This window comes from Bradyrhizobium sp. UFLA06-24 (assembly GCF_054967145.1).
In genome coordinates this window covers 41,251-64,812 of sequence record NZ_JADFUE010000022.1, presented here as the reverse complement: position 1 = coordinate 64,812, position 23,562 = coordinate 41,251, and the positions used below count along the sequence as shown (strand labels likewise).

At 64.9% G+C, this 23,562-nt stretch carries 22 protein-coding genes, 1 tRNA gene and 1 pseudogene; 12 read left to right on the top strand and 12 right to left on the bottom strand.

Features of this window, described 5'->3' with window-relative positions:
• Positions 1–82: 82 nt before the first annotated feature.
• On the bottom strand, positions 83–523 hold the full coding sequence (locus tag IF809_RS19285; protein ID WP_453997312.1) for an EamA family transporter: 441 nt from the start codon (positions 521–523) through the stop codon (positions 83–85).
• Positions 524–535: 12 nt separating this feature from the next.
• A complete protein-coding gene (locus IF809_RS19280) occupies positions 536–3,010 on the bottom strand; it encodes a hybrid sensor histidine kinase/response regulator (RefSeq protein WP_462838215.1) in 2,475 nt (824 codons plus the stop codon).
• A gap of 212 nt (positions 3,011–3,222) precedes the next feature.
• Here IF809_RS19280 and IF809_RS19275 point away from each other — a divergent pair, with 212 nt between their 5' ends.
• The 4 genes from IF809_RS19275 (at position 3,223) to IF809_RS19260 (ending at position 7,799) form a co-directional block, all read left to right on the top strand.
• A complete protein-coding gene (locus IF809_RS19275) occupies positions 3,223–4,305 on the top strand; it encodes a zinc-binding metallopeptidase family protein (RefSeq protein WP_462838214.1) in 1,083 nt (360 codons plus the stop codon).
• Between the two features lie 178 nt (positions 4,306–4,483).
• Positions 4,484–6,499, top strand: coding sequence for an acetyl-CoA carboxylase biotin carboxylase subunit (locus tag IF809_RS19270; protein ID WP_453997318.1), 2,016 nt, complete (start codon positions 4,484–4,486; stop codon positions 6,497–6,499).
• A 137-nt stretch (positions 6,500–6,636) separates the two neighbouring features.
• Positions 6,637–7,503, top strand: a complete 867-nt coding sequence (locus tag IF809_RS19265; RefSeq protein WP_462838213.1) for an isocitrate lyase/PEP mutase family protein — start codon at positions 6,637–6,639, stop codon at positions 7,501–7,503.
• On the top strand, positions 7,500–7,799 hold the full coding sequence (locus tag IF809_RS19260) for an acylphosphatase (RefSeq protein WP_128966735.1): 300 nt from the start codon (positions 7,500–7,502) through the stop codon (positions 7,797–7,799). Before IF809_RS19265 ends, IF809_RS19260 begins: the two co-directional genes overlap by 4 nt.
• A 63-nt stretch (positions 7,800–7,862) precedes the next feature.
• Here the strand turns inward: IF809_RS19260 and IF809_RS19255 are convergent, their stop codons facing one another.
• Positions 7,863–9,383 (bottom strand): ATP-binding protein, encoded by a 1,521-nt coding sequence (locus IF809_RS19255; RefSeq protein ID WP_462838212.1) that lies wholly within the window; start codon positions 9,381–9,383, stop codon positions 7,863–7,865.
• A gap of 298 nt (positions 9,384–9,681) precedes the next feature.
• Positions 9,682–10,553 (bottom strand): annotated as a pseudogene (locus IF809_RS19250) (LysR family transcriptional regulator).
• Positions 10,554–10,666: 113 nt separating this feature from the next.
• Between IF809_RS19250 and IF809_RS19245 the strand changes: the two are divergent.
• Positions 10,667–11,089, top strand: coding sequence for a tautomerase family protein (locus IF809_RS19245; protein WP_453983449.1), 423 nt, complete (start codon positions 10,667–10,669; stop codon positions 11,087–11,089).
• Positions 11,090–11,132: 43 nt separating this feature from the next.
• Here IF809_RS19245 and IF809_RS19240 read toward each other — a convergent pair whose 3' ends face one another.
• Both IF809_RS19240 and lipB read right to left on the bottom strand, forming a co-directional pair.
• Positions 11,133–11,846, bottom strand: coding sequence for a DNA helicase (locus IF809_RS19240; RefSeq protein ID WP_462838211.1), 714 nt, complete (start codon positions 11,844–11,846; stop codon positions 11,133–11,135).
• A gap of 201 nt (positions 11,847–12,047) precedes the next feature.
• Entirely contained in the window at positions 12,048–12,785 is a 738-nt protein-coding gene (gene lipB, locus IF809_RS19235; protein ID WP_462838210.1) for a lipoyl(octanoyl) transferase LipB, read from the bottom strand.
• Between the two features lie 112 nt (positions 12,786–12,897).
• On the opposite strand from lipB, the gene IF809_RS19230 reads away from it, so the two are divergent.
• Positions 12,898–13,140: a FliM/FliN family flagellar motor switch protein gene (locus tag IF809_RS19230; RefSeq protein ID WP_011088012.1), complete on the top strand. Its 243-nt coding sequence runs from the start codon at positions 12,898–12,900 to the stop codon at positions 13,138–13,140.
• Positions 13,141–13,316: 176 nt separating this feature from the next.
• A tRNA-Leu gene (locus tag IF809_RS19225) sits at positions 13,317–13,401 on the top strand.
• Between the two features lie 84 nt (positions 13,402–13,485).
• Here the strand turns inward: IF809_RS19225 and IF809_RS19220 are convergent.
• The 3 genes from IF809_RS19220 to IF809_RS19210 form a co-directional block, all read right to left on the bottom strand.
• Entirely contained in the window at positions 13,486–14,307 is an 822-nt protein-coding gene (locus tag IF809_RS19220) for a DUF2182 domain-containing protein (RefSeq protein ID WP_462838209.1), read from the bottom strand.
• A gap of 50 nt (positions 14,308–14,357) precedes the next feature.
• Entirely contained in the window at positions 14,358–14,987 is a 630-nt protein-coding gene (locus IF809_RS19215; protein WP_462838208.1) for a DUF1326 domain-containing protein, read from the bottom strand.
• 158 nt (positions 14,988–15,145) lie between these two features.
• Positions 15,146–15,403, bottom strand: a complete 258-nt coding sequence (locus IF809_RS19210) for a hypothetical protein (protein WP_164939034.1) — start codon at positions 15,401–15,403, stop codon at positions 15,146–15,148.
• Between the two features lie 238 nt (positions 15,404–15,641).
• Between IF809_RS19210 and IF809_RS19205 the strand changes: the two genes are divergently transcribed.
• Positions 15,642–16,016 (top strand): hypothetical protein, encoded by a 375-nt coding sequence (locus tag IF809_RS19205; RefSeq protein WP_128966727.1) that lies wholly within the window; start codon positions 15,642–15,644, stop codon positions 16,014–16,016.
• Between the two features lie 10 nt (positions 16,017–16,026).
• Here the strand turns inward: IF809_RS19205 and IF809_RS19200 are convergent, their stop codons facing one another.
• On the bottom strand, positions 16,027–17,277 hold the full coding sequence (locus IF809_RS19200; protein WP_453983454.1) for a polysaccharide deacetylase family protein: 1,251 nt from the start codon (positions 17,275–17,277) through the stop codon (positions 16,027–16,029).
• A 180-nt stretch (positions 17,278–17,457) separates the two neighbouring features.
• On the bottom strand, positions 17,458–18,264 hold the full coding sequence (locus tag IF809_RS19195; RefSeq protein WP_453983455.1) for a polysaccharide deacetylase family protein: 807 nt from the start codon (positions 18,262–18,264) through the stop codon (positions 17,458–17,460).
• Positions 18,265–18,347: 83 nt separating this feature from the next.
• On the opposite strand from IF809_RS19195, the gene mgtE reads away from it, so the two are divergent.
• The 4 genes from mgtE (at position 18,348) to IF809_RS19175 (ending at position 22,117) form a co-directional block, all read left to right on the top strand.
• Positions 18,348–19,769 carry a magnesium transporter gene (mgtE, locus tag IF809_RS19190; protein WP_462838207.1) on the top strand — a complete coding sequence of 474 codons (1,422 nt, stop codon included), beginning with the start codon at positions 18,348–18,350 and terminating at the stop codon, positions 19,767–19,769.
• A gap of 69 nt (positions 19,770–19,838) precedes the next feature.
• The gene (locus IF809_RS19185) at positions 19,839–20,150 is read left to right on the top strand and encodes a helix-turn-helix domain-containing protein (protein ID WP_453983457.1); all 312 of its coding nucleotides are present in this window, start codon (positions 19,839–19,841) and stop codon (positions 20,148–20,150) included.
• 142 nt (positions 20,151–20,292) lie between these two features.
• Positions 20,293–21,111, top strand: coding sequence for an aldo/keto reductase (locus tag IF809_RS19180; protein ID WP_128966722.1), 819 nt, complete (start codon positions 20,293–20,295; stop codon positions 21,109–21,111).
• A 49-nt stretch (positions 21,112–21,160) separates the two neighbouring features.
• Entirely contained in the window at positions 21,161–22,117 is a 957-nt protein-coding gene (locus IF809_RS19175) for a hypothetical protein (RefSeq protein ID WP_462838206.1), read from the top strand.
• Between the two features lie 673 nt (positions 22,118–22,790).
• Here IF809_RS19175 and IF809_RS19170 read toward each other — a convergent pair.
• Complete coding sequence (locus IF809_RS19170; RefSeq protein WP_453983460.1) at positions 22,791–23,501, bottom strand: DUF599 domain-containing protein; 711 nt, start codon at positions 23,499–23,501, stop codon at positions 22,791–22,793.
• Between the last annotated feature and the right edge of the window lie 61 nt (positions 23,502–23,562).

The following is a 23,562-nucleotide window of genomic DNA, read 5'->3' as shown; positions in this document are numbered from 1 at the left end:
CGGTGTCTCGATCAAGGCTTCCTACGGCTCCGGCAGCAACCTTCATGCTAACTGCCGAGTTCCCCTGATCACGTAGGGCTCATCAAAACTTGACCGCCAGCAGCACCGCGCCAGCGCCGATCATGGTGATGCCGATCCAGCCCTGCGCTGTCGGCCGCTCGCCGAGAAAGGCGAAGGCGAACAGAGCAACGAGAACGACGCTGAGCTTGTCGATCGGTGCCACCAACGTGGCGGGCCCGAGCTTGAGCGCCCGGAAATAGCACAGCCATGACGCGCCGGTCGCTAGCCCTGAGAGCACCAGGAAGAGCCATGTTTTCGCGGAGACCGCGAATGGCACAACGAACTGCCCGGTGACGAACAGCAGCATCGAGAAGGCGAGCAGGACCACGATGGTGCGGATGAACGTCGCCAGATCCGGATTGATGTTCTCGACCCCGATCTTGGCGAAAATCGCGGTTAATGCGGCGAAGCAGGCGGAGAGGAGCGCCCAGGTCTGCCAGGCGGAGAGGAGGGCGGGTTTCATAAAAGAAGATCCTTAGCGCGCCACCGACAGTTTCTCGGTGATGGCCTTGCGCAGGATACGCGAGAGCGATTCCACCGAATACGGCTTCTGGATCAGCTCGAAGCCGCGATGGGCGTTTTCCGCGAGCACGTTGCTGTAGCCGGAGGTGAGGACGACGGGCAGGCCCGGATAGCGCTCGCGGATGATGCCGGCGAGCTCAACGCCGTTCATGCCGGGCATGATGACGTCGGAGAACACCAGATCGACCGCGAATTCGTTCTCGCCGAGGATGGCCAGCGCCGCATTGGCGTTGGCGACGCGGCGGGTGACATAGCCGAGGTCTTCCAAAAGCTCGGTCGAGAACTGGCCTACATCGTCATTGTCCTCGACCACGAGCACGCGATAGCCGCGGCCGGTGGTGGCTTCACTGGTGAGCGCTGCGGCTTCCTTCTCGGCGACGGGACTCTGCGCCTGCGGCAGGTAGATGGTGAAGGTCGCCCCTTGGCCTTCTGTGCTCGTGACCGCGATGTCGCCCTCGGACTGCTTGGCGAAGCCGAAGGCCTGGCTGAGGCCGAGGCCGGTGCCTTTGCCGACCTCCTTGGTGGTGAAGAACGGCTCGAAGATGGCATCGATGTTTTCGGGCGCGATGCCGCTGCCGGTATCGGCGACCGAGATCGCGACATAGTCGCCGCTGCGCGCCGATTGCGCCCGCAGGTTCGGGATGCCCCGGACCTTGCGGACCGAAATGGTGAGGCGGCCTTCGCCATCCATGGCGTCGCGGGCATTGATGGCGAGGTTGATCAGCGCAGTCTCGAACTGCGCGATGTCAGCGACGGTAAAGCAGTCGGCATCGTCGATCTCGACCACGATCTCGATGCGGCCGCCGACCAGCGGGCGTACCAGCTGCGCCACGCTTTCGACCTGGCTGCCGACGTTGAAGATCTGCGGCTTCAGGGGCTGCCTACGCGCGAACGCCAGCAGTTGGGCGGTCAGCTTCGAGGCGCGCTCGACGGTATCGGAGATGGCGTCGACATAGCGGCGACGGCGCTCTTCCGGCAGCTCGCGGCGGCGCAGGAAGTCGGTCGCCGAGCGGATGATGGTGAGGAGATTGTTGAAATCGTGCGCGACGCCGCCGGTGAGCTGGCCGATGGCTTCCATCTTCTGCGACTGCCGCAGCGCTTCCTCGCCGCGGCGGCGCTCGGTGATGTCGACGGCCTCGGGCACCGCGCCGGTGATGTTGCCGTGGCGATCGAGCACCGGGCGCATGCCGAACTCGAAATCGCGCTCGCCGATCGGTAGCCGCAGCCGCATCTCCATACGCACAGGCTGGCCTTTCAACACGGTCTCGAAGGCCTCGCGTACGGCGGCGCTCATGCCGTCTGTGCCCGTGAACCAGGGCGTTTCCCAGAACGGCTTGCCGATCACATCCTCACTGCGCGCCTTGATGCCGTCGAGTGCGGTAGTGTTGGCGTAGAGCAATTCGCCCTCGAGGTTGACCAGGCCCTGGTACTGGTTGCTGGTCGCCAGGATCGCGCGCAGCCTTGCCTCGTTGGATTCGAGCTCGGCGGTGCGTTCGGCGATGCGCTCTTCCAGCGTCTCGTTGAGCTTGCGCAGCTCGATCTCGGCCTGTTTGGCGACGGTGATGTCGTGGGCGACGCCGATGAAGCCGATATGCTTGCCGGTCGGATCCCAGCGTGGCTGCGATTCCGAGCGCAGCCAGCGCCATTCGCCGGCGGCATTCTTGTAGCGCGCCTCCAGCATGAACGGTTTGAGCGAAGCTTCGCCCTGCACGGATTGCTGCAACACATGCGGCAGGTCATCGGGATGCAGCACCTTGCGCCAGTCGAACGCGATGGCCTGCTCGTAGGGCAGGCCGACGAAATCGACATAGGCCTGATTGGCGAAGGAGCGTGTGCGGTCGAGCTTCGTCACCCAGATCGGCACCGGCGCGCTGTCGGCGATCAGCCGAAAACGTTCTTCACTCTCGCGCAGGGTCTCGCGCGCGAGCGCCTGGTCGGTGATGTCGATATGGGCGCCGACGAGGCGGATGGCGCGGCCATCAGCGTCGCGCTCGATTTTTGCCACGACGCGTATCCAGCGGGTCTGGCCGTCGCTGGGGCGGATGATGCGATATTCGGCGGTATAGTCCTCGCTGGCGCCGGCCAGCGCATCGAAGAAATGTTTGACGGTGGCGTCGCGGTCGTCAGGATGGATGCGGCTGACCCAGTCTTCATGGGTCTCGTCGGCGGCCTCGGCCGGCAGCCCGTGGATCATCAGATATTCAGGCGAGCGGCGGTTCTTGAAGCCTTCGCGGAAGTCGACCTCGAGCCCGCCGACTCTGCCGATGCGCTGGATGCGCGCAAGCTCGGCCTCGCGCTCCTGGAGCGCACGATAGGCATTGTCGCGCTCGCGCGCGATTTCTTCGAGGTGCTGGCGCAGCCGTTCGGCGGCGATGGTCTCGGGCAAAGGATCGTTCAAGGCGTCGGCCGTTGTGATGCGAGAGCGCACGTGCCGGGCCGATATTCACACAGACAAAGCGTGATAGCCATTGCTCGAAGGGAAATAGATCAGAAAATGCCCGCCGAGCGCACGTGGCGGGTAGGGGAGAACGCCGGAGCTGGCTATTTGTTCCAAACGTTGGAACGAAGAGGCATCGGCGCGCGTATCTGCGGGCGTCACAACTGATGTTGGTAGAACTCCATTTTCCAAGAGGCTAAAACTTGAAGCTCTTTGTCTGCCAGGACTGCGGCAATGTTCTCTATTTCGAGAACCGCGCTTGCGAACGCTGCGGCCATCGGGTCGCCTTCCTGCCCGAAAAGGAAACCATGTCGGCGGTCGAGCCGGATGGGGAGGGCTGGAAGACGCTTGCGGACAAGGGAGAGAGCCGCATGCTCTGCCGCAACGCCGAATACGACGCCTGCAACTGGCTGACGGATGTTAGCGATACCACAGGTTTTTGCCGCGCCTGCCGCCACAACGGCATCGTGCCCGACCTCTCCGATCCGGCGCAGCTCGCTGGTTGGCGCGAGCTGGAGGTGGCGAAGCACCGGCTGTTCTATTCCCTGATCCGCTGGAAACTGCCGCTCCACAGCCGGCAGGACGATCCCGAGCATGGCTTGACTTTCAATTTCCTCGCCGATGATCCGAGCACCGGGCAGAAGATCATGACCGGCCACGACAACGGCCTGATCACGATCGCGCTCACCGAGACCGACACCATCGAGCGCGAGCGGCGCAGGCTGGAGATGGGCGAGCCGTATCGCACGCTGCTCGGGCATTTCCGCCATGAGGTCGGACATTATTTCTGGGACGTGCTGGTGCGCGATGGTGGGAAGCTGGAGGAATGCCGCGCGGTGTTCGGCGACGACACTGTCGATTATGGTCACGCCCTGCAGCGCCACTATGCCGGAGGCGCGCCGCCGGACTGGCAGCAGAATTTCGTGTCGGCCTACGCCACCATGCACCCCTGGGAAGATTTCGCCGAGACCTGGGCGCACTATCTCCACATCGTCGATACCCTGGAGATGGCCGGCGAGTTCGGCATGGAGGTGCGCCCCAGGGTCGACCACGGCGGGGAGCTGACGGCGCGGATCCGCTTCAACCCCTACGAGGCGAAGGGCGTCGAGGCGCTTGTCAACGCATGGCTGCCCTTCACCTTCGCCATGAACAGCGTCAACCGCGCCATGGGCTTGCGCGATCTCTATCCCTTTATTCTGTCCCCGGCCGTAGTCGCCAAGCTGGGCTTCATCCACAGCCTGGTCCGGGATGTCGCCAAGGATAAGACCAAGGCCGGGAGGCCGTAGGCCGTCAGAGGCGCTTGCCCGGCCCGTACGGGTCTTGCGCTGGTACGCCAGAGCGGGGCGGATTTAGACCGTTGCCTCCGGCCGATTTTGCTGTACCACGACAGGATACGGCCCCGTCCGGTTGGCCCGCCAACGGCCCGGGAGGGGTCCCGCCCAAGGGACGAAGCTCAAGACAATCATGTTCAAACGCATCCTGATCGCCAATCGCGGCGAAATCGCCTGCCGGGTCATCAAGACCGCCCGCAAGATGGGAATTCAGACGGTGGCCGTCTATTCCGAGGCCGACCGCGACGCCCTCCATGTCGAGATGGCCGACGAGGCCGTCTTGATCGGCCCGCCCGCGGCGGCCGAGAGCTATCTGGTGATCGACAAGATCGTCGAGGCCTGCCGCAAGACGGGCGCCGAGGCCGTCCATCCCGGCTACGGCTTCCTGTCCGAGCGCGAGGCGTTTCCGCGGGCGCTGGAAGCCGCCGGCATCGTCTTTATCGGCCCGAACCCGGGCGCCATTGCAGCGATGGGCGACAAGATCGAATCCAAGAAGGCAGCGGCGAACGCCGACGTCTCGACTGTCCCCGGTTTCCTCGGCGTGATCGAAGACGCCAAGCACGCGGTCCGGATCGCCGACGCGATCGGCTATCCCGTCATGATCAAGGCCTCCGCCGGCGGTGGCGGCAAGGGCATGCGCATCGCCTACTCGACCGGGGAGGTCGAGGAGGGATTTGGCCTCGCCAAAGCGGAAGCGAAGGCCTCGTTCGGCGACGACCGCGTCTTCATTGAGAAGTTCATCGTCGATCCCCGCCATATCGAGATCCAGGTGCTGGGCGACAAGCACGGCAACGTGATCTATCTCGGCGAGCGCGAATGCTCAATCCAGCGCCGCAACCAGAAGGTCATCGAGGAGGCGCCGTCGCCGCTGCTCGACGAGGCCACCCGCCGCAAGATGGGCGAGCAGGCGGTCGCGCTGGCCAAGGCGGTGAATTATGATTCCGCCGGCACGGTCGAATTCGTCGCAGGGCAGGACAAGAGTTTCTACTTCCTGGAGATGAACACACGCCTCCAGGTCGAGCATCCCGTCACCGAGCTCGTCACGGGGGTCGATCTCGTCGAGCAGATGATCCGTGTCGCCGCCGGCGAGAAGCTCGCCATCGCGCAGAAGGACGTCACGCTGACCGGCTGGGCCGTCGAGTCGCGCCTCTACGCCGAAGACCCGTTCCGCAACTTCCTGCCGTCGATCGGGCGTCTGGTGAAATACCGTCCGCCGGCGGAAGCCAGCAAGGATGGCATCACGATCCGCAACGACACCGGCGTGCAGGAGGGCGGCGAGATTTCGATCCATTACGATCCGATGATCGCCAAGCTCGTCACGCATGCGCCCTCGCGCGCGGCTGCGATCGAAGCGCAGGCGACTGCGCTCGACTCGTTCTATGTCGATGGCATCAGGCACAACATCCCGTTCCTGTCGGCGCTGATGCATCATCCGCGCTGGCGCGAGGGCCGGCTGTCGACCGGCTTCATCGCCGAGGAATTCCCCAAGGGTTTTGCGGTGCGCCTGCCCGAAGGCGAGGTCGCACGGCGCATCGCCGCGGTCGGTGCCGCCATCGATCACGTGCTCGGCGAGCGCAAGCGGCAGATCTCCGGCCAGATGGGCGGCAGGATTGTACAGCGCGAGCGCCGCCGCGCCGTCTGGCTCGATCGCCAGGAGATCCAGCTCGAGGTGGGACGCGAGGGTGAGGCGATCGCGATCCGCTTCGTCGATGCCGAGGGCAAAGTCGGCAACGCGCACCTCCTGCAGTCGCCGTGGAAGCCGGGCGATCCGGTCTGGCAGGGCACCATCGACGGCCATTTCGTCGCGGTGCAGGCGCGGCCGATTCCGAACGGCATCCGGCTCGCCCATCAGGGCGTCGAGGTGCCCGTCTATGTCTGGACCGAAACGGAAGCGACGTCCGCACGCCTGATGCCGGTCGCCGCGGCTTCCGACACCGGCAAAAAGCTGCTCTGTCCGATGCCCGGCCTCATCGTCTCGATCGCGGTGACCGAGGGGCAGGAGGTCAAGGCCGGCGAAACGCTGGCCGTGGTCGAAGCCATGAAGATGCAGAACGTACTCCGCGCCGAGCAGGACGGCACCGTGAAGAAGATCCACGCCAGCGCCGGCGCGACGCTCGCGGTGGACGCGCTGATTCTGGAGTTTGCGTAACAAACCCACGCTCGTATCCCGGACGCGATGCAATCCACCAGCGTTGCTTCGCAGAGCCGGGGCACGGGAGGCGCCATAGTTACGTTGCTCGCAATGACGGAGTATGTTGCGGCTGCGTCGCAACAGGTGAGGGCACCATGACCTTTCGTTCCCGCCGCGAGAAATTGCGCCACATCCTGTCGGCCTCGGCTTGCGTCCATCCGGGCTCGGTCTACGACGCAATCTCGATCCGTATTGCCGAGGATCTCGGCTTTCCGCTCGGCATGTTCGGCGGCTCGGTGGCCTCGCTCGCGGTGCTCGGCGATCCCGACGTCACCCTGATCACGCTCACGGAGCTTGCCGAGCAGATGCGGCGGATGTCGCGCGCCGCAAGCCTGCCGGTGCTGGTCGACGCCGATCACGGCTATGGCAACGCGCTCAACGTGCGCCGCACGGTGCAGGAGCTGGAGACCGCGGGCGCTGCCGGCCTCACCATCGAGGACACGCTTCTTCCTGCAGCTTTCGGCGAGGCGAAGGCGCAGTTGATCTCGCTGGAGGAGGGCGTCGGCAAGATGAAGGGCGCCCTCGATGCGCGCGGCGATGCCTCGCTCGTCATCATGGGCCGGACCGGCGCGGCCTCGATCACCTCGATCGAGGATGCGATCGAGCGCGCCAGCGCCTATGAAGCGACCGGTGTCGATGCGCTGTTCTTCACCGGGATCAAGTCGCGCGCCGAACTCGAGGCGATCGCGTCCGCCACGCGTCTGCCGATCGTGCTTGGCGGCGCGCCCGACGAATTGAACGCGATCGACTATCTCGCCAGCCAGCGCGTACGCATCGCGCTCCAGGGCCACGCGCCGATCGCTGCGGCGACGCAGGCCATCTACGAGGTCCAGAGAGCGTTGCGCGAGGGCACGCCGCCGAAAAACCTCAAAGGCCTCGCATCGTCCGAGCTGACCGGCCGCATCATGCGCGAAGCCGATATCAAGGCGCGCAGCGCCGCTTTTCTCGGGCTGAAGAAATGAGCCGGGCCATTCTCCAGGTCATGATCCGCGGCCGTGTCCAGGGTGTCGGCTATCGCGCCTGGGTCGAGCACACGGCGAGCACGAGCGGGCTCGAAGGCTGGGTCCGCAACCGCCGCGACGGCAGTGTCGAGGCGCTGTTCGCGGGCACGCCGAAACTCGTCGCCGACATGGTCGCGCTATGCCGCCACGGCCCGCCGTCCTCGCATGTCGATAGCGTCACCAGTGAAACCGCCAGTGTCGACGAGCTGAACCTGCGCAGGGCAGGGGAGACCTTCTCGGTGTTGCCGACGGTTTGATGGGAACGATCGGCGCTCGCGCCCGGCGCTTACCTCTCCCCTTCGGGAGAGGTGCAGAAAAACTCACCTCGGCAGCTTCGCAATCGCTTCGCTCAGCTCGTGGATCTCGTACGGCTTGCGCAGGATCGGGAAATCGCCGCGCACGCCGGCTGCGACGTCGCTATAGCCGGTGGCGAGCAGGACTGGCAGGCCGGGGCGGATCTGGCGGAGGCGATGGGCGAGGCTGAGCCCGTCCATCTTGCCGGGCATCACGATGTCGGAGAACACGAAGTCGACGCTGTTCTGCTCGACCTCGTGCAAGGCGGCTTCGGCATCGGCGACGCGGCGTACGCTGTAGCCGAGCTGCTCCAGAAGCCCGGTGCTGACCAGGGCGACGTCGGGATTGTCCTCGACCAGCAGAACTGTGCCGCTGCCGCGCAGGGGCGCCGTCCCGGACGTCTCGCTCGGTGCGGTCGCGGTTTCACGCGGCAGCAGGATGGTGAAAGTCGTGCCCTTGCCGAGCTCGCTTGCAACCCTGACCGTGCCGCCGGCCTGATGCGCAAAGCCGTGCACCTGCGACAGGCCGAGACCGGTGCCTTTTCCGACCGGCTTGGTCGTGAAGAACGGCTCGAAGATCTTGTCGACGACGTCGGAGGGGATGCCGAAGCCGGTATCGGCGACAGTGATGGCGACGAATTCGCCGCTATGCAGCGGATCGTTCAGGACGATGTTGTGCGCGCCGATCGTGACGGTGCCGCCATCCGGCATCGCGTCGCGCGCGTTGATGACGAGGTTGAGCAGTGCCGTCTCGAACTCCGAGACATCGGCCTTGATAGGCCAGATTTCCCGCTCGATCTCGAAGGCGAGGCGGACAGCGCTGCCGACGCCGGCGTGAAGCACCTCGCGGATCGCCTCGATGCGATCGCCGAATTGGATCGGTTGCGGATTGACGCTCTGCCGGCGCGCGAAGGTCAGGAGCTGGCCCGTCAGCGCGGCGCCGCGCTTGGTGGCGGTCTCGATCGCCGAGATCGCGCGCTGCAATCTGGAATCCTCGGACTCGCCCCTCTTCAGGACATGAAGGCTGCCGCTGATGATCATCAGCAAATTGTTGAAATCGTGCGCGACGCCGCCAGTGAGCTGGCCGAGCGCATCGAACTTCTGCGACTCGGCAAGCTGTCTCTGCATCGCCTCGAGCTTGAGCTGAGTGTTGCGGCGCTCGGTGATGTCGCGAGTGATCTTGGCAAAGCCGACGAGGGTGCCGCCCTCGTAGATCGGGTCGATCACGACGCTGGCCCAGAAGAAGGTGCCGTCCTTGCGGACACGCCAGCCTTCCTCCTCGTAGCGGCCCTGGTCCCGCGCGATGCCGAGCGCACGGGCAGGCTTGCCGTTGGCGCGGTCGGTCTCGGTGTAAAAGCGCGAGAAATGCTGGCCGAGGATCTCCTGGGGCGAATAGCCTTTGATCCGCTCGCCGCCGATATTCCAGCTCGTGATGATGCCGTTCGGGTCGAGCATGTAGAGGGCGTAGTCCGCGACTCCCTCCACCAACAGCCGGAAACTCCGTTCGCTTTCGAACAAGTCTCTCTGTTGATTGAACTTTTTGATCATTCCAGACCCCGCCTGCAACGGGACCAAACGCGCGAGGCTGCGTTTGGTTCCGCTTCTCTGGGACGTTTTTGGGCAAATGGACCGGACGGTATGCAGGAGGCGGGGCCGGGGGCGGCGCTGACCCGCACGGCATCGCCTGGGCCAAGGTCCGGCCGAGGCCGACACCTGGCCGAGGCGGACTTCTGCGAAGCCGCGACCCGCATGCGCTCGCTGCGCTGCGACATCGGCTCGTGTTTGGGAGTTGTCGGCACGTGCAGGAACGCAACGCCCGTTGTGGGAACCCCGCGGGCGAGGCAGCCTAATGCTTGCCGCCAAGGCGTGTATCGGTCGCACTTCTAAACGTCGCCGCCACCGCGCGCAGGGCCGCGAGCTTGGCGGGATCGCTCACTTTCGAGTGCAACATCACTTTCGAGCCGCCGAGTTTCGGCAGCCTGTGCGCGGGCCCGATGTCGATCAACCCTGGCGGCGCGATCCGGCGGGCCAGAGGCGCGACAGCGAGGCCGGCGAGTGCGGCGGCGACCACCGCGGTGACACCGCCGCCAACAAACCGTTCGCGCCAGGCGAGGCCGGCCTTGTCGAGTGCGCGCATGGCAACTGCCCGGACGCCGCAGGGCGGAGCGAGGGTCGCGAGCGGCAGTGGCTCGCCTTTCGGCAGCGTGAAGCGTCTTGACGCGAACCAGCCGAATTCGTCCTCCGTCAGCTTCTCGCCGCCGCGACGATGCCTTCCTGACGTACGATCACCGCATCGAGCTCGCCCGCGTCATAGGCATCCTGCATCTCGCGCGAGAAGCCGATGGTGACGGCAAGCGTGAGGTTTGACGACGTGGCGTGCAGGCGTTCGAGCAGCGGCACCAGTTCAGGGCCTGCGGCGTGATCGGAGATACCGAGCGAGAGCGACCGTGCAGTCGGTGCATCGCCGGAGAGCGCGAGGTCATGCGCGGTCATCAGCGCGCGGGCGCGATCGAGGAACGCCGCGCCATCGGCGGTGAGCCGGACCGCGCGCGGCGAGCGTTCGACGAGGCGCTTTGTCAGCAACGTTTCCAGTCGTTACAGCTTGAGGCTGACCGCGGCCTGCGTCGTGCCGAGCGCCTCTGCGGCACGGGTGAAGCTCTGCAGGTCGGCAACCAGCAGGAAGGCCTCGACGGTCGTGATGTCGAGTGTTGCTGTCATTACAATCTGTTATCACTGGTATCAATCCTGATAAGATACCAAAATGCAGAGGGACGGTCTAGCTTCTCACCAACGCCGCGTCGACCCAGCCGCGGCATTTGAGGAGAACGACCATGCCCCTGATCACCGTAGCCTACACCTCGTCCCGCCAGTCGCCTTCGATGAAGGCGGATATCGCCAGCGCCGTGTCCGAGCTGACGGCCGGGATTCTGCACAAGGACCCCAACGTCACCGCGATCATCGTGAAGTCGGTCGATGCTGGGGACTGGTTCGCCGGCGGCAAGTCGCTCGCCGAGCAGAAGCTCGCCAGCTACTGGATCGACATCCACGTCACCGAAGGCACCAACACCAAGGACGAGAAGGCGGCCTATCTCGCCGCAATGTTCAAGCGCATGGCCGAGATTTTGGGCCCGCTGCACCCTGAGACCTATCTGCACGTCGACGAGGTCAGGGGCGATGCCTACGGCTTTGGCGGCTTGAGCCAGGAACGCCGTTATATCGCCGGCAAGCTCGACGTGTCGCTGAAGGCAGCGTGAGGCTTTTGAGCCGCGGGTGAGTGATCTCACCCGCGCTCGTTTGTCAGCTTGCGACCCGGAACTGGACTTCTGAATCATTCATGAAGCATGTCTTGTTGAACAGCTTCAGGTCCAGCGGGTTCGGCAGTCTGACATCGCTGAGCTCGGGGCAGGGCTTGGTCGCGGGATCATAGGACCGGTCGATCTGCGAGATGAAGACGATGATCAGCCCGTTGTCGCGTGCGAAGGATTTCAGCGCGCACACCTGCACGGTCAGATCGGGGTTCTCCCGCCTCTGGTCGAGCAGTTGCAGATAGTCGATCACGACGACCGTGCCGCGCGGCGCTGTTGCCATCTGCTTGACGATGTAGTCGGCGCTGATGGCATCGGAGCAATCGACCTCGAAGAGCTCGTCGAATTGCGCAGGCTGGGCGCCGATCGCACGCAGGCGGTCCAGCACGTCCTTCTCGGTGTAGTCGAGCGAGAAGAAGGCCGCGCGATGGCCTGACTTCATCGCCTCCACCGCGAGTTCGAGGCTCATCAAGGTCTTGCCCTGGCCGGGACGCGCGCCGACCAGCACCAGGTCGCCGGGCCTGAACTGCGGAAACAGCTTGTTGGCGGGCGTCAATGCCGCGGCCTTCGCCGCAAGCATGCTCCAGGCGGAAAAGCCTTCCGTCGTGGCGATGCGATCGAGCGCGTCGTGAAGCGGGATGCCTTCCTGGCGGGACAGGCGTTTTGCTTTGCGCTTCAGATGATAGATCGGCGCAGACAGTTTCATCGTCAGAACCTCCTGATGCGAGCAGAAAGCGCAATCCCTCCTTATGCCCAGTGCTCGAACAGTCGGTCCGATGGTCTAGTCGCCCGGCATGAGGTCTGCTTTCCCGGCGGAGGGGGGAGGCGTGGGTGGCACCGGAGACAAGCGTAGCTGATTCCGCGACGAGCGGTGAAGATGCCTCGCCAGGCTCGAACAGAAGAAGTATCAGGCGGCCGCTTCCGGCAGCAGTGCGCGAGTCGGTCCGAACAGGTCTTCAAACGCCTGCCGGAGCGCGACGTCGACATCTTCCATCGTCACGAGCTGGCCGAGATCGACCAGCGAGGTGACGCCGTAGCGGGGATCGGCGACGCCGCAAGGCACGATGCCGGCGAAATGCGACAGGTCCGGTTCGACATTGATCGCGATGCCGTGGAACGAGACCCAGCGCTTCAGCCGCACGCCGATCGCCGCGATCTTGTCCTCGTGCCCCTCGCCCTTGTCGGGCCGCTTCACCCAGACGCCGACCCGGTCCTCGCGCCGCTCGCCGCGGATGTTGAAGGCGGCGAGCGTCTTCAGGATCAGCTCCTCCAGGCTCGCGACATAGACCCGTACGTCCGGCCTGCGGCGCTTGAGGTCGAGCATGATGTAGGCCACCCGCTGGCCGGGGCCATGATAGGTGAGCTGTCCGCCGCGCCCGGTTGCGAACGTCGGGAAGCGGGCGTCGAGCAGGTCGGTCTCCTTGCCTGACGTCCCGGAGGTGTAGAGCGGGGGGTGCTCGAGCAGCCAGACCAGCTCGGGGGCCTCGCCCGCCGCGATCGCCGCGACCCGCGCCTCCATCTCGGCCACCGCTTGCGGATAGGGCACCGGCGCGTTGGAGATTCGCCACTCGACGGGCTCGCCGCCGGCGGCGGAAAACGACGTCAAATCGAGTTGTTGGCGGGAGTTTCGAGGCGGATTAACCATTGGCTAACCATAACGTGGTGATGATCGCAGGCGCAAATGCCAAGTCCTTTGGCGTTGAGTTCCAGATCTTAAGTCTCAAAGGTCTTAAGTCTCCAGTTGCGGCGGTTTGACAGTGCCCACACTCGATAAAGTCACCGTGGATCTCATGGTCGTGCTCGGGACGACCACCATGCCGATCCACCAAGTATTACGTCTTTCCCGCGGCGCCATCATCGAGCTGGATGCAACCGAGGCTGACGAGGTCAAGGTCCTGGCCAACAATCTACCGGTAGCCTCGGGCGTCGTGCTGGTCGACCGCAACCGGATCGCGGTCGAGGTCAAGCAGATGCTGCCCAGGACGCCGGGGACGCGGTAGCGCCCCGGGGACGCGGTAGCGCCCGCCCACCTGATAGGGCCGATCCGGGCGGGTGAGACTTTCCTGTCAAGCTTGTGGAATTCAGGGCCTTTGCAGGCTTGTATCCCCCTGATGGATTTGTTAGATCGGCGGCCGCTGATCCGGCCAGCCTCAAGACCTCAGGCCGGTATCTCCTAGCGCTCGTGGCGGAACTGGTAGACGCGCTGCCTTGAGGTGGCAGTGGGTAACACCGTGGGGGTTCGAGTCCCTCCGAGCGCACCAATATTCTCTCATAAAATGTTGAAATAGCTCATGGAGTGCTCGCGGACTATCCGTGCTTCGTGGCAATTGCTGAGCGGTCGCTCATCACTGCGGTAAGACCAGCAGCAGCCAGGAGCCCGCGGCCACGCATGCAAGGCCGGCGGCGCGCGCGATCCATCGTCCCACCGGGATGAGTTTCTCCAAGAGAACGAGCAGCGCCAGGAGCGCAATCCAAAGCACGTTCATCACCCCGCCTACGAACAGAAGCGCCATCAAAGCCCAGCAGCAGCCCACACAATAGCCGCCGTGCCGCAACCCCAGCAGCAGGCAGCCTCGTGGGCTGCCGCGAAAGCCGCCGTGGCGCATCAGGAACGTGAACGGCGACTGACATTGGGCGAGGCAGACCTCCTTGAGCGGTGTCCATTGATAGATTCCCGCCGCGATCAGCACGATTGCGCCGAGCAGGTTGCTCACCATCACCATCCGGGAATCCAAGAGGGCTGCCCGCTCGGTCATCCATTGGAGCAAGGTGGCTGCCAGCGAGAAGCCGCTCCAGGCGAGGAGATAGCCGGCAGCAAACCACCCGGTCGCGGCGAACGGCTTGCCCTGCGCCTTGCCCCGTCGGCCGACGCGGGCGTACATCAAAATCATGGGCGCTGCCGAGGGCGCCATCATTCCGACCATCATCACCGCCCACATCACGAACACATAGGCGAACTCGATCGCTCGCCACGGCTCGCTCGCCGGCATCATGATTCCGATACCGGCCGGGATCATCCGGAAGCCGGTCATGTCCATGCCGCCCATGTCCATGTCGTTGGCGAGCCAGAGCACATAGCTCCAGGCCAGCGCGACAATGATGCCGATGGCGCCGCTCACGACCCAGCGGTCGCGGCGCAGCACGGTTTCCAGGGCGCTGTCGGTCATTTGTGATGGACGTTGCCGGCCTCCTCGCAGGGCCGGCGTCGGAAGCTGCATCAAGTCTGGTTCGACCAGCGGATCGGCGCATAGAGGCCGTTCCTACCGGAATTATCCCAGTGCATGCCGTGATCGCTGAACGTGTTGCCGGCGGCGCCGACCGCCATGACCATGTTATCGGGGCTCACGGGATGACCGATGTTGGCCCACATTTCGCCGCTCGGATGCATCGTCGGCAACGGATCAACGGACATATGCAAAATACCCGGGATTTCCGCGGACCGGGTCTTGCCGTCGATACGGAACGTGATCGGGACCTTGCGTACGCCCAGGTTCTTGCTGATCAGCGGTGCGAAAGCGGCCATCGGACCACCGGCGGCGCCGGTGAAGATCGCTGCGAGCGCCTCGGTCTGCCGATCGTCGGCGCGCTGATCGATATAGGCGGCCACCGACCAATCTCCGTCGGCCATCACTCCGGGTGCGTGGAGGATGACCAGGACATTGAGTCCATCGAGCGCGATCTCGCCATAGCGACCGCTTTCGACGTGGAAGATCAAGGGGACGTTGCAGAAGCCCTCGGTCGGTTGCGATGTCAGCGGGGGAGCCGCCGACACGAGGCAGGGACACACGATGCTGCAATTGCAGTTTTCGAAATAGTCACCGGAAAGCTGCCATGGAACATCTGCCATCGCTCTCTCCCGCCAAGTCAATTCGAGAGATTTCTCTCGAACGAGCTGCGTGTCGTTGAAAGCTACGCCGGGCGGCGAAGTCCCGCAAGCCGGGAAAAAGCACCGATCGGGCGGAAATGCAGCCGAACCTTTTTGACCATTCCGCCCGAGCGCGCCTTTCAGCCGTATTCCTCGCCGATCCCATATTCCCGATAGATCTCGAGCGGATCGAGCTCGGGAAACAGGCGGCATTTGGCCTGGGCCAGATGCAGGCTCACCGCCGCCGGCTCCTTGCCGTTCGACAGCATCTTGCGGATGTCGTCCATATGTGCGGTCGGCTGGTGCTTGGCCTCGAGCTGCTCGAGCGCGACCAGGGCGGTCGCGAGCGCCTCGGTCAGAACCCAGTCGTCGTGCCCCGTGATTCCCTTCTTCGGCATCGGCAGACCCCAATCCGCAAGACTTCGCCGGTAGCGGTGGCAGCAGTCTACCGTAGCTTCCGTTGAATCTCCATCGAGCAGCGTTGGGCGGAGTGGCGCCTGGACTAGGGCGCCTCGCGCTCTCGCTTGCATTATGGCGGCACGTGGCTAAAAGGCGGCGGCGCGCGGGCGATCGTATTTTTGCTGAAACAGAGTTGGCGTAGACGGGCCTCGCGCGACTCATCCGGCTGGAGCCAGCATGGTCTTTCTAAGCTTCGTCTACCGTTTCCTGACCAATTTCGCATTCATGGCGCTGGTCTATTTCAGCCTGAACTTCATGGAGAAGTACCAGAACCGGGCGGTCCTCGCGATCCTGGTGCTGATCTATGCCGGCATGCGCGCGGCCTCGACGCTGCGGGCGTTCTACTTCTTCCAGAAGATCGAGAAGCTCGAAGCCGAGACCAAGCGGCTTCAGGCGCCGATCAATGACGGCTCGGGCGGGACCATCGCGCGCAAGCAGATCGTGATGGACGTCGCCCGGCTGCGCCGCGACGGCGAGCTCAAGTCCTATATGGACCTGTTCTTCCTGGCGCTGATCGTGCTGCTCTGCGTCGCCGCCATCATGCGGCAGTAACGGCTTCTGTTCAGGCGCGTTTCTTCACGCTGGTGGCAAGGCGGGTCGGGCGGGGCGCCGCGCTCTTGACCTGAGCTGCGTGCGCCGGCGCTGCGTGGGCAGGCGTCCGGCGCGCCTGCATCCTGCTAGCCTTTCCCTTGCCGGCATGCGGCGCCTCGGCCGCCATCGCGAGCCGCGTCGCCGCCCGGCGCGACAAGGTGGTCGACAGCAGCACTTCGACCGAGCCCTCCGGGATTGCGAAGAGATCGCGACTGGGCGCGGGCAGGGTGGCCGCGATATCGGCCTGTGCCATAGTTTTGTGCGGCAGCAATTGTGGCTGGCGAGCGGTCTGGGCGTTGAGATCGGCGAGGTCGGGCGCCGCCAAGGTCGCGGTCTGCGTGAAGACGAAATGCGGCACGGCTGGCCAGCGTGCGATCGGCGTCGTCTCCGTCGGCGGATGCAGCAGCCACTCGACCGGCGTGGTCGGCGTCGCCGGCCGGTCGGGCGTCGCGGGCACCACATGCACGATGTGATAGCCGCGCGCCTTCAGCTCGCGGATGATCTTCGGCAGCGCAGCCACGGTGCGGGCCTGGATGTCGTGCAGCAGCAGAATGCCCTTGCCCTTGGCCTCCAGCCGCTGGATCGCGAGCTGGTAGACGCGATCGGGCGAGACGTGCCGCCAGTCGTCCGCCGGGAAGTCGGCGCTCCAGACCTGGATGCCGCGCGAGATCAAATAGTCCTCGACGCCGTCAGCGCGCATCAGGCCGGGAATGCGGAAGAACGGCGCCAGCTTGGATGGGTCCGTCATTGCCGCCGAGGTCCACTCGATGCCGCCGTTGATCTCGGCCTCAGCCTTGTCGATCGGCATCCTGTTCATCGTCAGCGGATGGGTCATGCTGTGCGTGCCGACGGTGTGGCCCGCCGCCACCAGCTTGCGGACGCCTTCCGGATTCGCCTTGGCCTGGCTGCCGATGGTGAAGAAGGTCGCCTTGATGCACTCGCTCGCGAGGATCTGAAGCACCTGATTGGAGTATTTCGGCAGCGGACCGTCGTCGAAGGTGAGGACCACCTCGTGGTCTTTCAGCGGCAGCGTCTCGCGATACTGCATGGTGCCGATGCGCGGATGCTCGCGCGGGTCGACGACGAGGGTGCGCGACGTGCCGAGCGCATCAGGATGACCGGGGCAGTCGGCTGCGAAGGCGGCCGGCGACGCCGCGGTCAACACCCCCAGAAGCAGGACGGTCCACGATCGCGTCCGGATCACAGCACTACTGCCGGTCATGAACCCTGTAAGTCCTCATCTGCGACTGTCGCCACAATTAGGTCGGTGACATCGGGAAACGGTTCAGGCGCAACGACCGTTCCAGCCTCAGCCTCCCCTCAATCCTTGCATGGCGTAGCATGAACAGAGTGTTAATAGGCCTCAGATCACCCCATTTTGGTCAGGCGTGACATTCCGGCATCAATGCGCGTCGGCGTTGTTCCGCGCCGTGCCTGCCGGGACCACGTGAACCACGTGAAAGCCGTTCTCTTTGAGGTATCGCAGGAAGGCCGGCATCATGGCGGCCGTGCGCGCCTTGGGATCGTGGAACAGGATGATGCCCTTGCTGGCGGCAGCCACGCGCTCGGTGATCAGCTTCAACTCCTGCTCCGGCGTCATCTCGTTCCAGTCGCTGGCCCACAGATCGGCGCCGAACACGACGATGCCGCGCGACTGGAGCAGGTCGAGCTCGGCCGGCGTCGCTTCGAAATAGGGGAAGCGGAAGAACGGGGTCGACGGTGTCGTGGTCGAGACCCCGTGCAGCGCCATCTCGTCGGCGGCGATGCCGCGGTCGATTTCGCTGCTCGCCTTGCCGGCCGGGATCTTCGCCATGAACGGATGTGAGAAGGTGTGGTGACCGATAGTGTGGCCCTCGCGCGCAATGCGCTTGACCATATCAGGGTGTTCGGCGGCGTGCTGGCCGATCATGAAGAAGGTCGCGCGAACGCATTCTTGCGCCAATGCCGCCAGCACCTTCGACGTCGTCGGCGGATACGGACCGTCGTCGAAGGTCAGCACGACCTCGTGATCGGCGAGCGGCAGCGTCTGCGGAAAGCTCTTCAATCCGACGCGCGGCGTGGTCCTGGCATCGACGCTCAGGACGCGCGAGGTGCCGAGCGCATCCTTGCGCGGGCAGTCCGCGGCCGCAACAGAGCCGATCGTGCCGGGGCAGGCGAGAGCCAGGCCCATCGTGATCGAAGTCCATTTCGGTCGATGCATCTTTGCCATTGCGCTCGCGATTGCCTTGTGGGTATTGCCTGAACCATCGGCCCAGACCACTCGTTCCAACCTGTCAGACGGCGAGGCGCACCATGGATGAACATATGGACGGTGCTCACGCCGCTGAGGCTTCGGTACTCGACCACGTGCCGATGCGCAATGAAGACGGCCAAATCAGGCACGAATTCGTCGAGGAAGTCGCCCATGCGATCGAGGCTGCGGATAGCGCCGCGCTGCGCGCCTGCGTCGCCGAGCTGCACGAGGCCGACCTCGGTGATCTCATTGCGGCGCTGGCGCCCGACAACCGCGTCCGGCTGGTCGAGCTGACCGGCGCCGACTTCGACTTCTCCGCGCTGAACGAGGTTGACGAGAGCGTGCGCGAGGAGATCCTCGACGAGCTGCCGCCCGAGACGGTCGCCGAGGGTGTCCGCGAGCTCGAATCCGACGACGCGGTCGAGCTGCTCGAGACCCTCGACGAGGACGAGCAGGAGGAGATCCTCGAGAAGCTGCCGCTCAAGGAGCGCGTCGCGCTCGAGCGAAGCCTGCTGTATCCGGAAAACTCAGCCGGCCGGCGCATGCAGACCGAGTTCATCGCCGTGCCGCAGGATTTCACGGTCGGGCAGGCGATCGACTACATGCGCGATACGCCCGACCTGCCGGACCGCTTCTACGAGATCTATGTCGTCGACAAGGACCAGCACTGGCAGGGCGCGATTCCGCTCGACGTGATCCTGCGCGCGCGCCGGCCGGTGCCGCTCACCGAGCTGACCGATGAGGATCGCCGCCGCGTCTCCGTCCTGGAAGACCAGGAGGAGGTTGCGCGCATGTTCGGCAAGTACAATCTCGTCGCGGCCCCCGTGCTCGACACCCAGGACCGCCTCGTCGGCGTCATCACCGTCGACGACGTGGTCGACGTCATCGAGGAAGAGGCGGACGAGGACCTCAAGGCGCTCGGCGGTGTCACCAGCGACGAAGAGCTGTCGGACACGTTTCTGACCATTGCACGCGGCCGCTTCAACTGGCTGCTGATCAATCTCGCCACCGCTTTCCTCGCGTCCTCCGTGCTCGGCCTGTTCGAAGGCCAGCTCGAACAGATGGTGGCGCTTGCCGTGCTGGCGCCGATCGTGGCGAGCCAGGGCGGCAATGCCGCGACGCAGACCATGACGGTCGCGGTGCGCGCACTGGCCACCCGCGAGCTCGGCTCCTCCAATGCCTGGCGCGTGATCATCCGCGAAACCTTGGTCGGCCTCATCAACGGCGTCGCCTTTGCCGTGATCACGGGCATCGCGGCGGTGGCCTGGTTCAAGATCCCGGGCCTCGGCCTCGTCATCGGCCTTGCGATGATCTGCAACCTCATCGCAGGCGCGCTCGGCGGCATCCTGATCCCGATGGCGCTCGAACGCGTCAGGGCCGATCCGGCCGTGGCTTCCGGCACGTTCGTGACGACGGTGACCGACGTCGTCGGCTTCTTCTCCTTCCTCGGCATGGCGACGCTGTGGTTCGGGTTGAAGTAGGTGGCGTATCCCGGGCTACTTTAATCCGACTTTAAGCGACCTGCCGCATCATCGCCCGTGCTTGGGGGAATGAGCATGCGGTTGCGGCTGAAGGCGGACGGACGGGTCGTTGAATTGCGGGACGGGCAAGAGTTTCCCGTCCAGCCGGTCCCGCCTGCGGTTGAGAGTCCACCGGAAGAGGCTGGTTCGCTCGTGGTGCGCGATTTGCGCCGGCGCGCCTGCCTCACCCAGATGGAGTTTGCCGCCAAGCTCGGCGTGCCCGTCGAGACCATCCGCAACTGGGAGCAGGGCAAGCGCGCCCCGCGCGGACCCGCCCGGGCCCTGCTGGCTGTGATCGCGCATGCACCCGACACGGTGTTTCAGGCGCTGGCCAAGGCCTGACGTCAAGGCCTGATACCTCCCGTTGACGTTGCGGCCCAAGATCCTCACCCGGGGCCGATGTCGTCCGTTGCACTCTGGCGGACCGGGTCCATAATGACGCCACTGACGAGTCTGGGGGCTGCCGCAACAGAGAGGATTCCTCATGCTGTTCGTCGAGGCCAATGGCGCAAAAATCCCGGCGATCGGGCTGGGGACCTGGGAGCTGAGCGGCCGGAGCTGCGCGCGCGTCGTCGAGCAGGCGCTACGGCTCGGCTATCGTCACATCGATACCGCCCAGGTCTACGACAATGAGCGCGATGTCGGCGATGGCCTGCGCGCCTCCGGCGTCCGCCGCGATGACGTCTTCCTCACCACGAAAGTCTGGACTAACCATTTCGCGCCCCACGATCTCGAGCGGTCGGTCAAGGAAAGTCTGGCGCGCTTGCGGCTTCCCGCCGTCGACCTCGTGCTGCTGCACTGGCCCAATCCGCACGTGCCGCTGGAGGAGACGCTGGGTGCACTGGCGCATGCCAAGCGCATGGGCCTGACGCGGCACATCGGCGTTTCCAATTTCACGGTGGCGCTGATCGAGCAGGCCGCCGCCCTGTCGAGCGAGCCGCTGGTCTGCAACCAAGTCGAATATCACCCCTACCTGGATCAGGCGAAGGTGAGGGCGGCCTGCGACCAGCACGGGATGGCGCTGGTTGCCTACAGCCCGATCGCCAAGGGCCGCATCAAGTCCGACCAGACGCTCCTGGAAATCGGTCACGCCCATCATAAGACGCCGGCGCAAATCTGCCTGCGCTGGCTGGTGCAGCAGAATGTGTCGGCGATTCCCAGGACCTCACGGGTCGAGCGCCTGTCGGAAAACATCGAGATCTTCGATTTCGAGCTCTCGGATGACGAGATGGGGGCGATCTCCGCGCTGGCCAGCCCCAAGGGCCGCCTGACCGATTTCGGCTTCGCGCCGAAATGGGATTGAGGGGAGCCTGCGGTATGCTAGGAGCAGGCCGGCAACCCAAGATCGGGCGATGGAACTGCGGAAGATCATACGGACGGACATTGCGGCGTCGGCGATTGCACATCTGACGCTGGTGGCGCTGATCATCGTGATCAGCGAGGTCCATCCGTTTCATTCCCTGCCGCCCGAGACCGTGACCGTCGATATCGTCACGCCGGAGCAGGTGAAGCAGGAGGAGGCCAAGGCAGAAGAGAAGGCCGAGGAAAAAGAGAAGCCGCCGGAGCCGCTTCCCGACCTGAGGCTGCCCAAGCTGGATCTCACCGACAAGCCGGATGAGGCGCCGAAGCCTGCGCCGTCCAGCGAGAAGGCGCCGCCGCAGCAGAAGCAGGCCTCCCACGAGCCGCGACAGAAACAGCCACAGGCAGCAAAGCAGCAAGAGGCCAACGCACAGCCGCAATCTCAGCAACCCCAAGCGCAGCAGCGGCCGCAGCCGTTTCCATCGCAGGTGCCGCCGCAACAGCTGCCACCTCAGCCTCAGGCGACGCAGCAGCCAGCTCCGGCGGTGCCACAGCCGCAGGCCGCACCTCCGGCCTATCAGGCGCCGGAGCCCGACGTGACCGTCAAATATGGCGTCATGCTCGGCCTGCCGCCCGAATTGCCGCCCGCGCCGAAAGACGCGCCCAAGGATGACGGCGGTGATGCCAAGGATTCGATCGCAGCCAAGCTGCCGCCTGAGGTCATCGCCGAGCTTCGCCGTCACCTGAGGAACTGCGCGAAACTGCCGGCGGGCGTTGCGCCGACCGACGCCGTGCGTATCAAGCTGCGCGCGCTGCTCGCCACCGACGGCACACTGGCGCGTCCGCCGATCCTGATCGAGGCCCCTCCGTCCGCGAAGGGAGTGGCCATCGTGAAGTCCGCGATGAGCGCGATGCAGGCCTGCCAGCCCTACAAGATGCTGCCCGTCGACAAATACGCGGAATGGAAGGTGATGGACCTGACGTTCACGCCGCAGGATTTCGGGTCGTAGTCGGCGCAGAGTGCCCGACGGGCAAAACACCGCTGAGGCTGTCAATCCGCTTGCGCGAAGATATCCCGCTTTACCGAAATTCGGAAATGACGTATGTGTCGCCCATCCCGGCTTGGTCTTGAGGGGCGATCGTCCGTCACGTTCGCGAGCCGGGGATGCGGTGGACGCGGCAGCGTCGGCACGATGGGGTGCGGGCAGGGCGGGTAGTCCCTGTGAGCCCGAAACCTGCGTGGGGACGAACGAGGCTGTTCAGTTCGTTGCGCCAACATTCCTGCAGCGCGTGTGCACACTGCTGCAAGACCCTGTGGCCGGCGAATGCGCGTACGGCAAAACCGTGTGGTCCTGGCCGTCGTAGCTACGGTCAAGCCGTCGCGGAGGTGTGGAACGCCCGACCGGGTTAACTGCATCGCCAATTCGCGAGGCGAGGGAGGCCAGAGGGAAATCGGCTCCCGGGAGAGCGCGGCATAAGCCGTCAAACCATCGCGCAGGGAAGGCCGAGTGATTGGCACCACCTGTATGCCGCTGTGCGGTCTTTTTGCGCTACATCTTCGCGCAGCAGACCGCGGGAAACCGAGAGGCCGCGGCGTACTGGATTCCCCCGCCTTCGCGGTGAATGACAATGTCATGTGGAGACCCGCAGCCCCTCACTCCAACGATGTGGGAGGAGCGGGGCTCAATGACCGTGCGTCGTGGCGCCACCGCCATCAATCGGCGCCATCGCCGCCCAGGCACTGGACGCGAATTGCCGCCGCCAGGTCACGATCACCACGGCGGCCGTGGTCACGAACAGCACCCAGGGGCTGACGAACCAGCCGAGATAGCCGAGCGCGAAGAAGAAGGCGCGCTGGCCGCGGTTGAAATGGCGGCCGGCGGATTCGAACACGCGCGAGGTGCGGATCACATGGGCCTCGGCCTCCGGCGTGTCGCGCATGGAGGACGGCGGCATGCCTCCGAACAGGATGGCGACATAGTTGAACAGGCGATAGGCCCAGGCGAACTTGAAAAAGGCATAGACGCAGATCAGCACGAGGCCGACGCATTTCAGCTCCCACAGCGCCGGCGAGGGGCTGAGGTCGATCGGCAGCTTTGCCAGAATGGTGATGGCGTCGTTGGTCGCATGCAGCAGCGCCAGTGCGCCGCCGAGCGCGAACAGGCTCGTGGAGGCGAAGAAGGCGGTGCCGTTCTGCAGCGACGCCATGATCTGCATGTCCACCATGCGCGTCTCGCGCTCGAGCAGGCGACGGACCCAGACCTCGCGATACCTGTTCATCCGCGCTGACAGGCTGTCGCGGCCATAGGCGGAATGCTCGAGCGTGACGGCATAGGCCAGCCATTCGATAATGAAGAAGCCGACGGCGGTGATGTCGACCCAGTGCCTGCTCATGTCCGTCTCCTTGCGAGCCGCCACGATTGCCACGCATGGCTGGTAGCAGCAACGATTGATT

What these genes read in the sequence shown, in the direction of transcription:
- IF809_RS19175 (WP_462838206.1), top strand. Translation starts at nt 21,161, where the DNA reads ATGGAACTGCGGAAGATCATACGGACGGACATTGCGGCGTCGGCGATT.
- IF809_RS19220 (WP_462838209.1), bottom strand. Translation starts at nt 14,307, where the DNA reads ATGACCGACAGCGCCCTGGAAACCGTGCTGCGCCGCGACCGCTGGGTC.
- IF809_RS19270 (WP_453997318.1), top strand. Translation starts at nt 4,484, where the DNA reads ATGTTCAAACGCATCCTGATCGCCAATCGCGGCGAAATCGCCTGCCGG.
- IF809_RS19170 (WP_453983460.1), bottom strand. Translation starts at nt 23,501, where the DNA reads ATGAGCAGGCACTGGGTCGACATCACCGCCGTCGGCTTCTTCATTATC.
- IF809_RS19200 (WP_453983454.1), bottom strand. Translation starts at nt 17,277, where the DNA reads ATGACCGGCAGTAGTGCTGTGATCCGGACGCGATCGTGGACCGTCCTG.
- IF809_RS19285 (WP_453997312.1), bottom strand. Translation starts at nt 523, where the DNA reads ATGAAACCCGCCCTCCTCTCCGCCTGGCAGACCTGGGCGCTCCTCTCC.
- IF809_RS19215 (WP_462838208.1), bottom strand. Translation starts at nt 14,987, where the DNA reads ATGGCAGATGTTCCATGGCAGCTTTCCGGTGACTATTTCGAAAACTGC.
- IF809_RS19185 (WP_453983457.1), top strand. Translation starts at nt 19,839, where the DNA reads ATGAGCATGCGGTTGCGGCTGAAGGCGGACGGACGGGTCGTTGAATTG.
- IF809_RS19265 (WP_462838213.1), top strand. Translation starts at nt 6,637, where the DNA reads ATGACCTTTCGTTCCCGCCGCGAGAAATTGCGCCACATCCTGTCGGCC.
- IF809_RS19260 (WP_128966735.1), top strand. Translation starts at nt 7,500, where the DNA reads ATGAGCCGGGCCATTCTCCAGGTCATGATCCGCGGCCGTGTCCAGGGT.
- IF809_RS19205 (WP_128966727.1), top strand. Translation starts at nt 15,642, where the DNA reads ATGGTCTTTCTAAGCTTCGTCTACCGTTTCCTGACCAATTTCGCATTC.
- IF809_RS19245 (WP_453983449.1), top strand. Translation starts at nt 10,667, where the DNA reads ATGCCCCTGATCACCGTAGCCTACACCTCGTCCCGCCAGTCGCCTTCG.
- IF809_RS19180 (WP_128966722.1), top strand. Translation starts at nt 20,293, where the DNA reads ATGCTGTTCGTCGAGGCCAATGGCGCAAAAATCCCGGCGATCGGGCTG.
- lipB (WP_462838210.1), bottom strand. Translation starts at nt 12,785, where the DNA reads ATGGTTAATCCGCCTCGAAACTCCCGCCAACAACTCGATTTGACGTCG.
- IF809_RS19195 (WP_453983455.1), bottom strand. Translation starts at nt 18,264, where the DNA reads ATGGCAAAGATGCATCGACCGAAATGGACTTCGATCACGATGGGCCTG.
- IF809_RS19240 (WP_462838211.1), bottom strand. Translation starts at nt 11,846, where the DNA reads ATGAAACTGTCTGCGCCGATCTATCATCTGAAGCGCAAAGCAAAACGC.
- mgtE (WP_462838207.1), top strand. Translation starts at nt 18,348, where the DNA reads ATGGATGAACATATGGACGGTGCTCACGCCGCTGAGGCTTCGGTACTC.
- IF809_RS19255 (WP_462838212.1), bottom strand. Translation starts at nt 9,383, where the DNA reads ATGATCAAAAAGTTCAATCAACAGAGAGACTTGTTCGAAAGCGAACGG.
- IF809_RS19210 (WP_164939034.1), bottom strand. Translation starts at nt 15,403, where the DNA reads ATGCCGAAGAAGGGAATCACGGGGCACGACGACTGGGTTCTGACCGAG.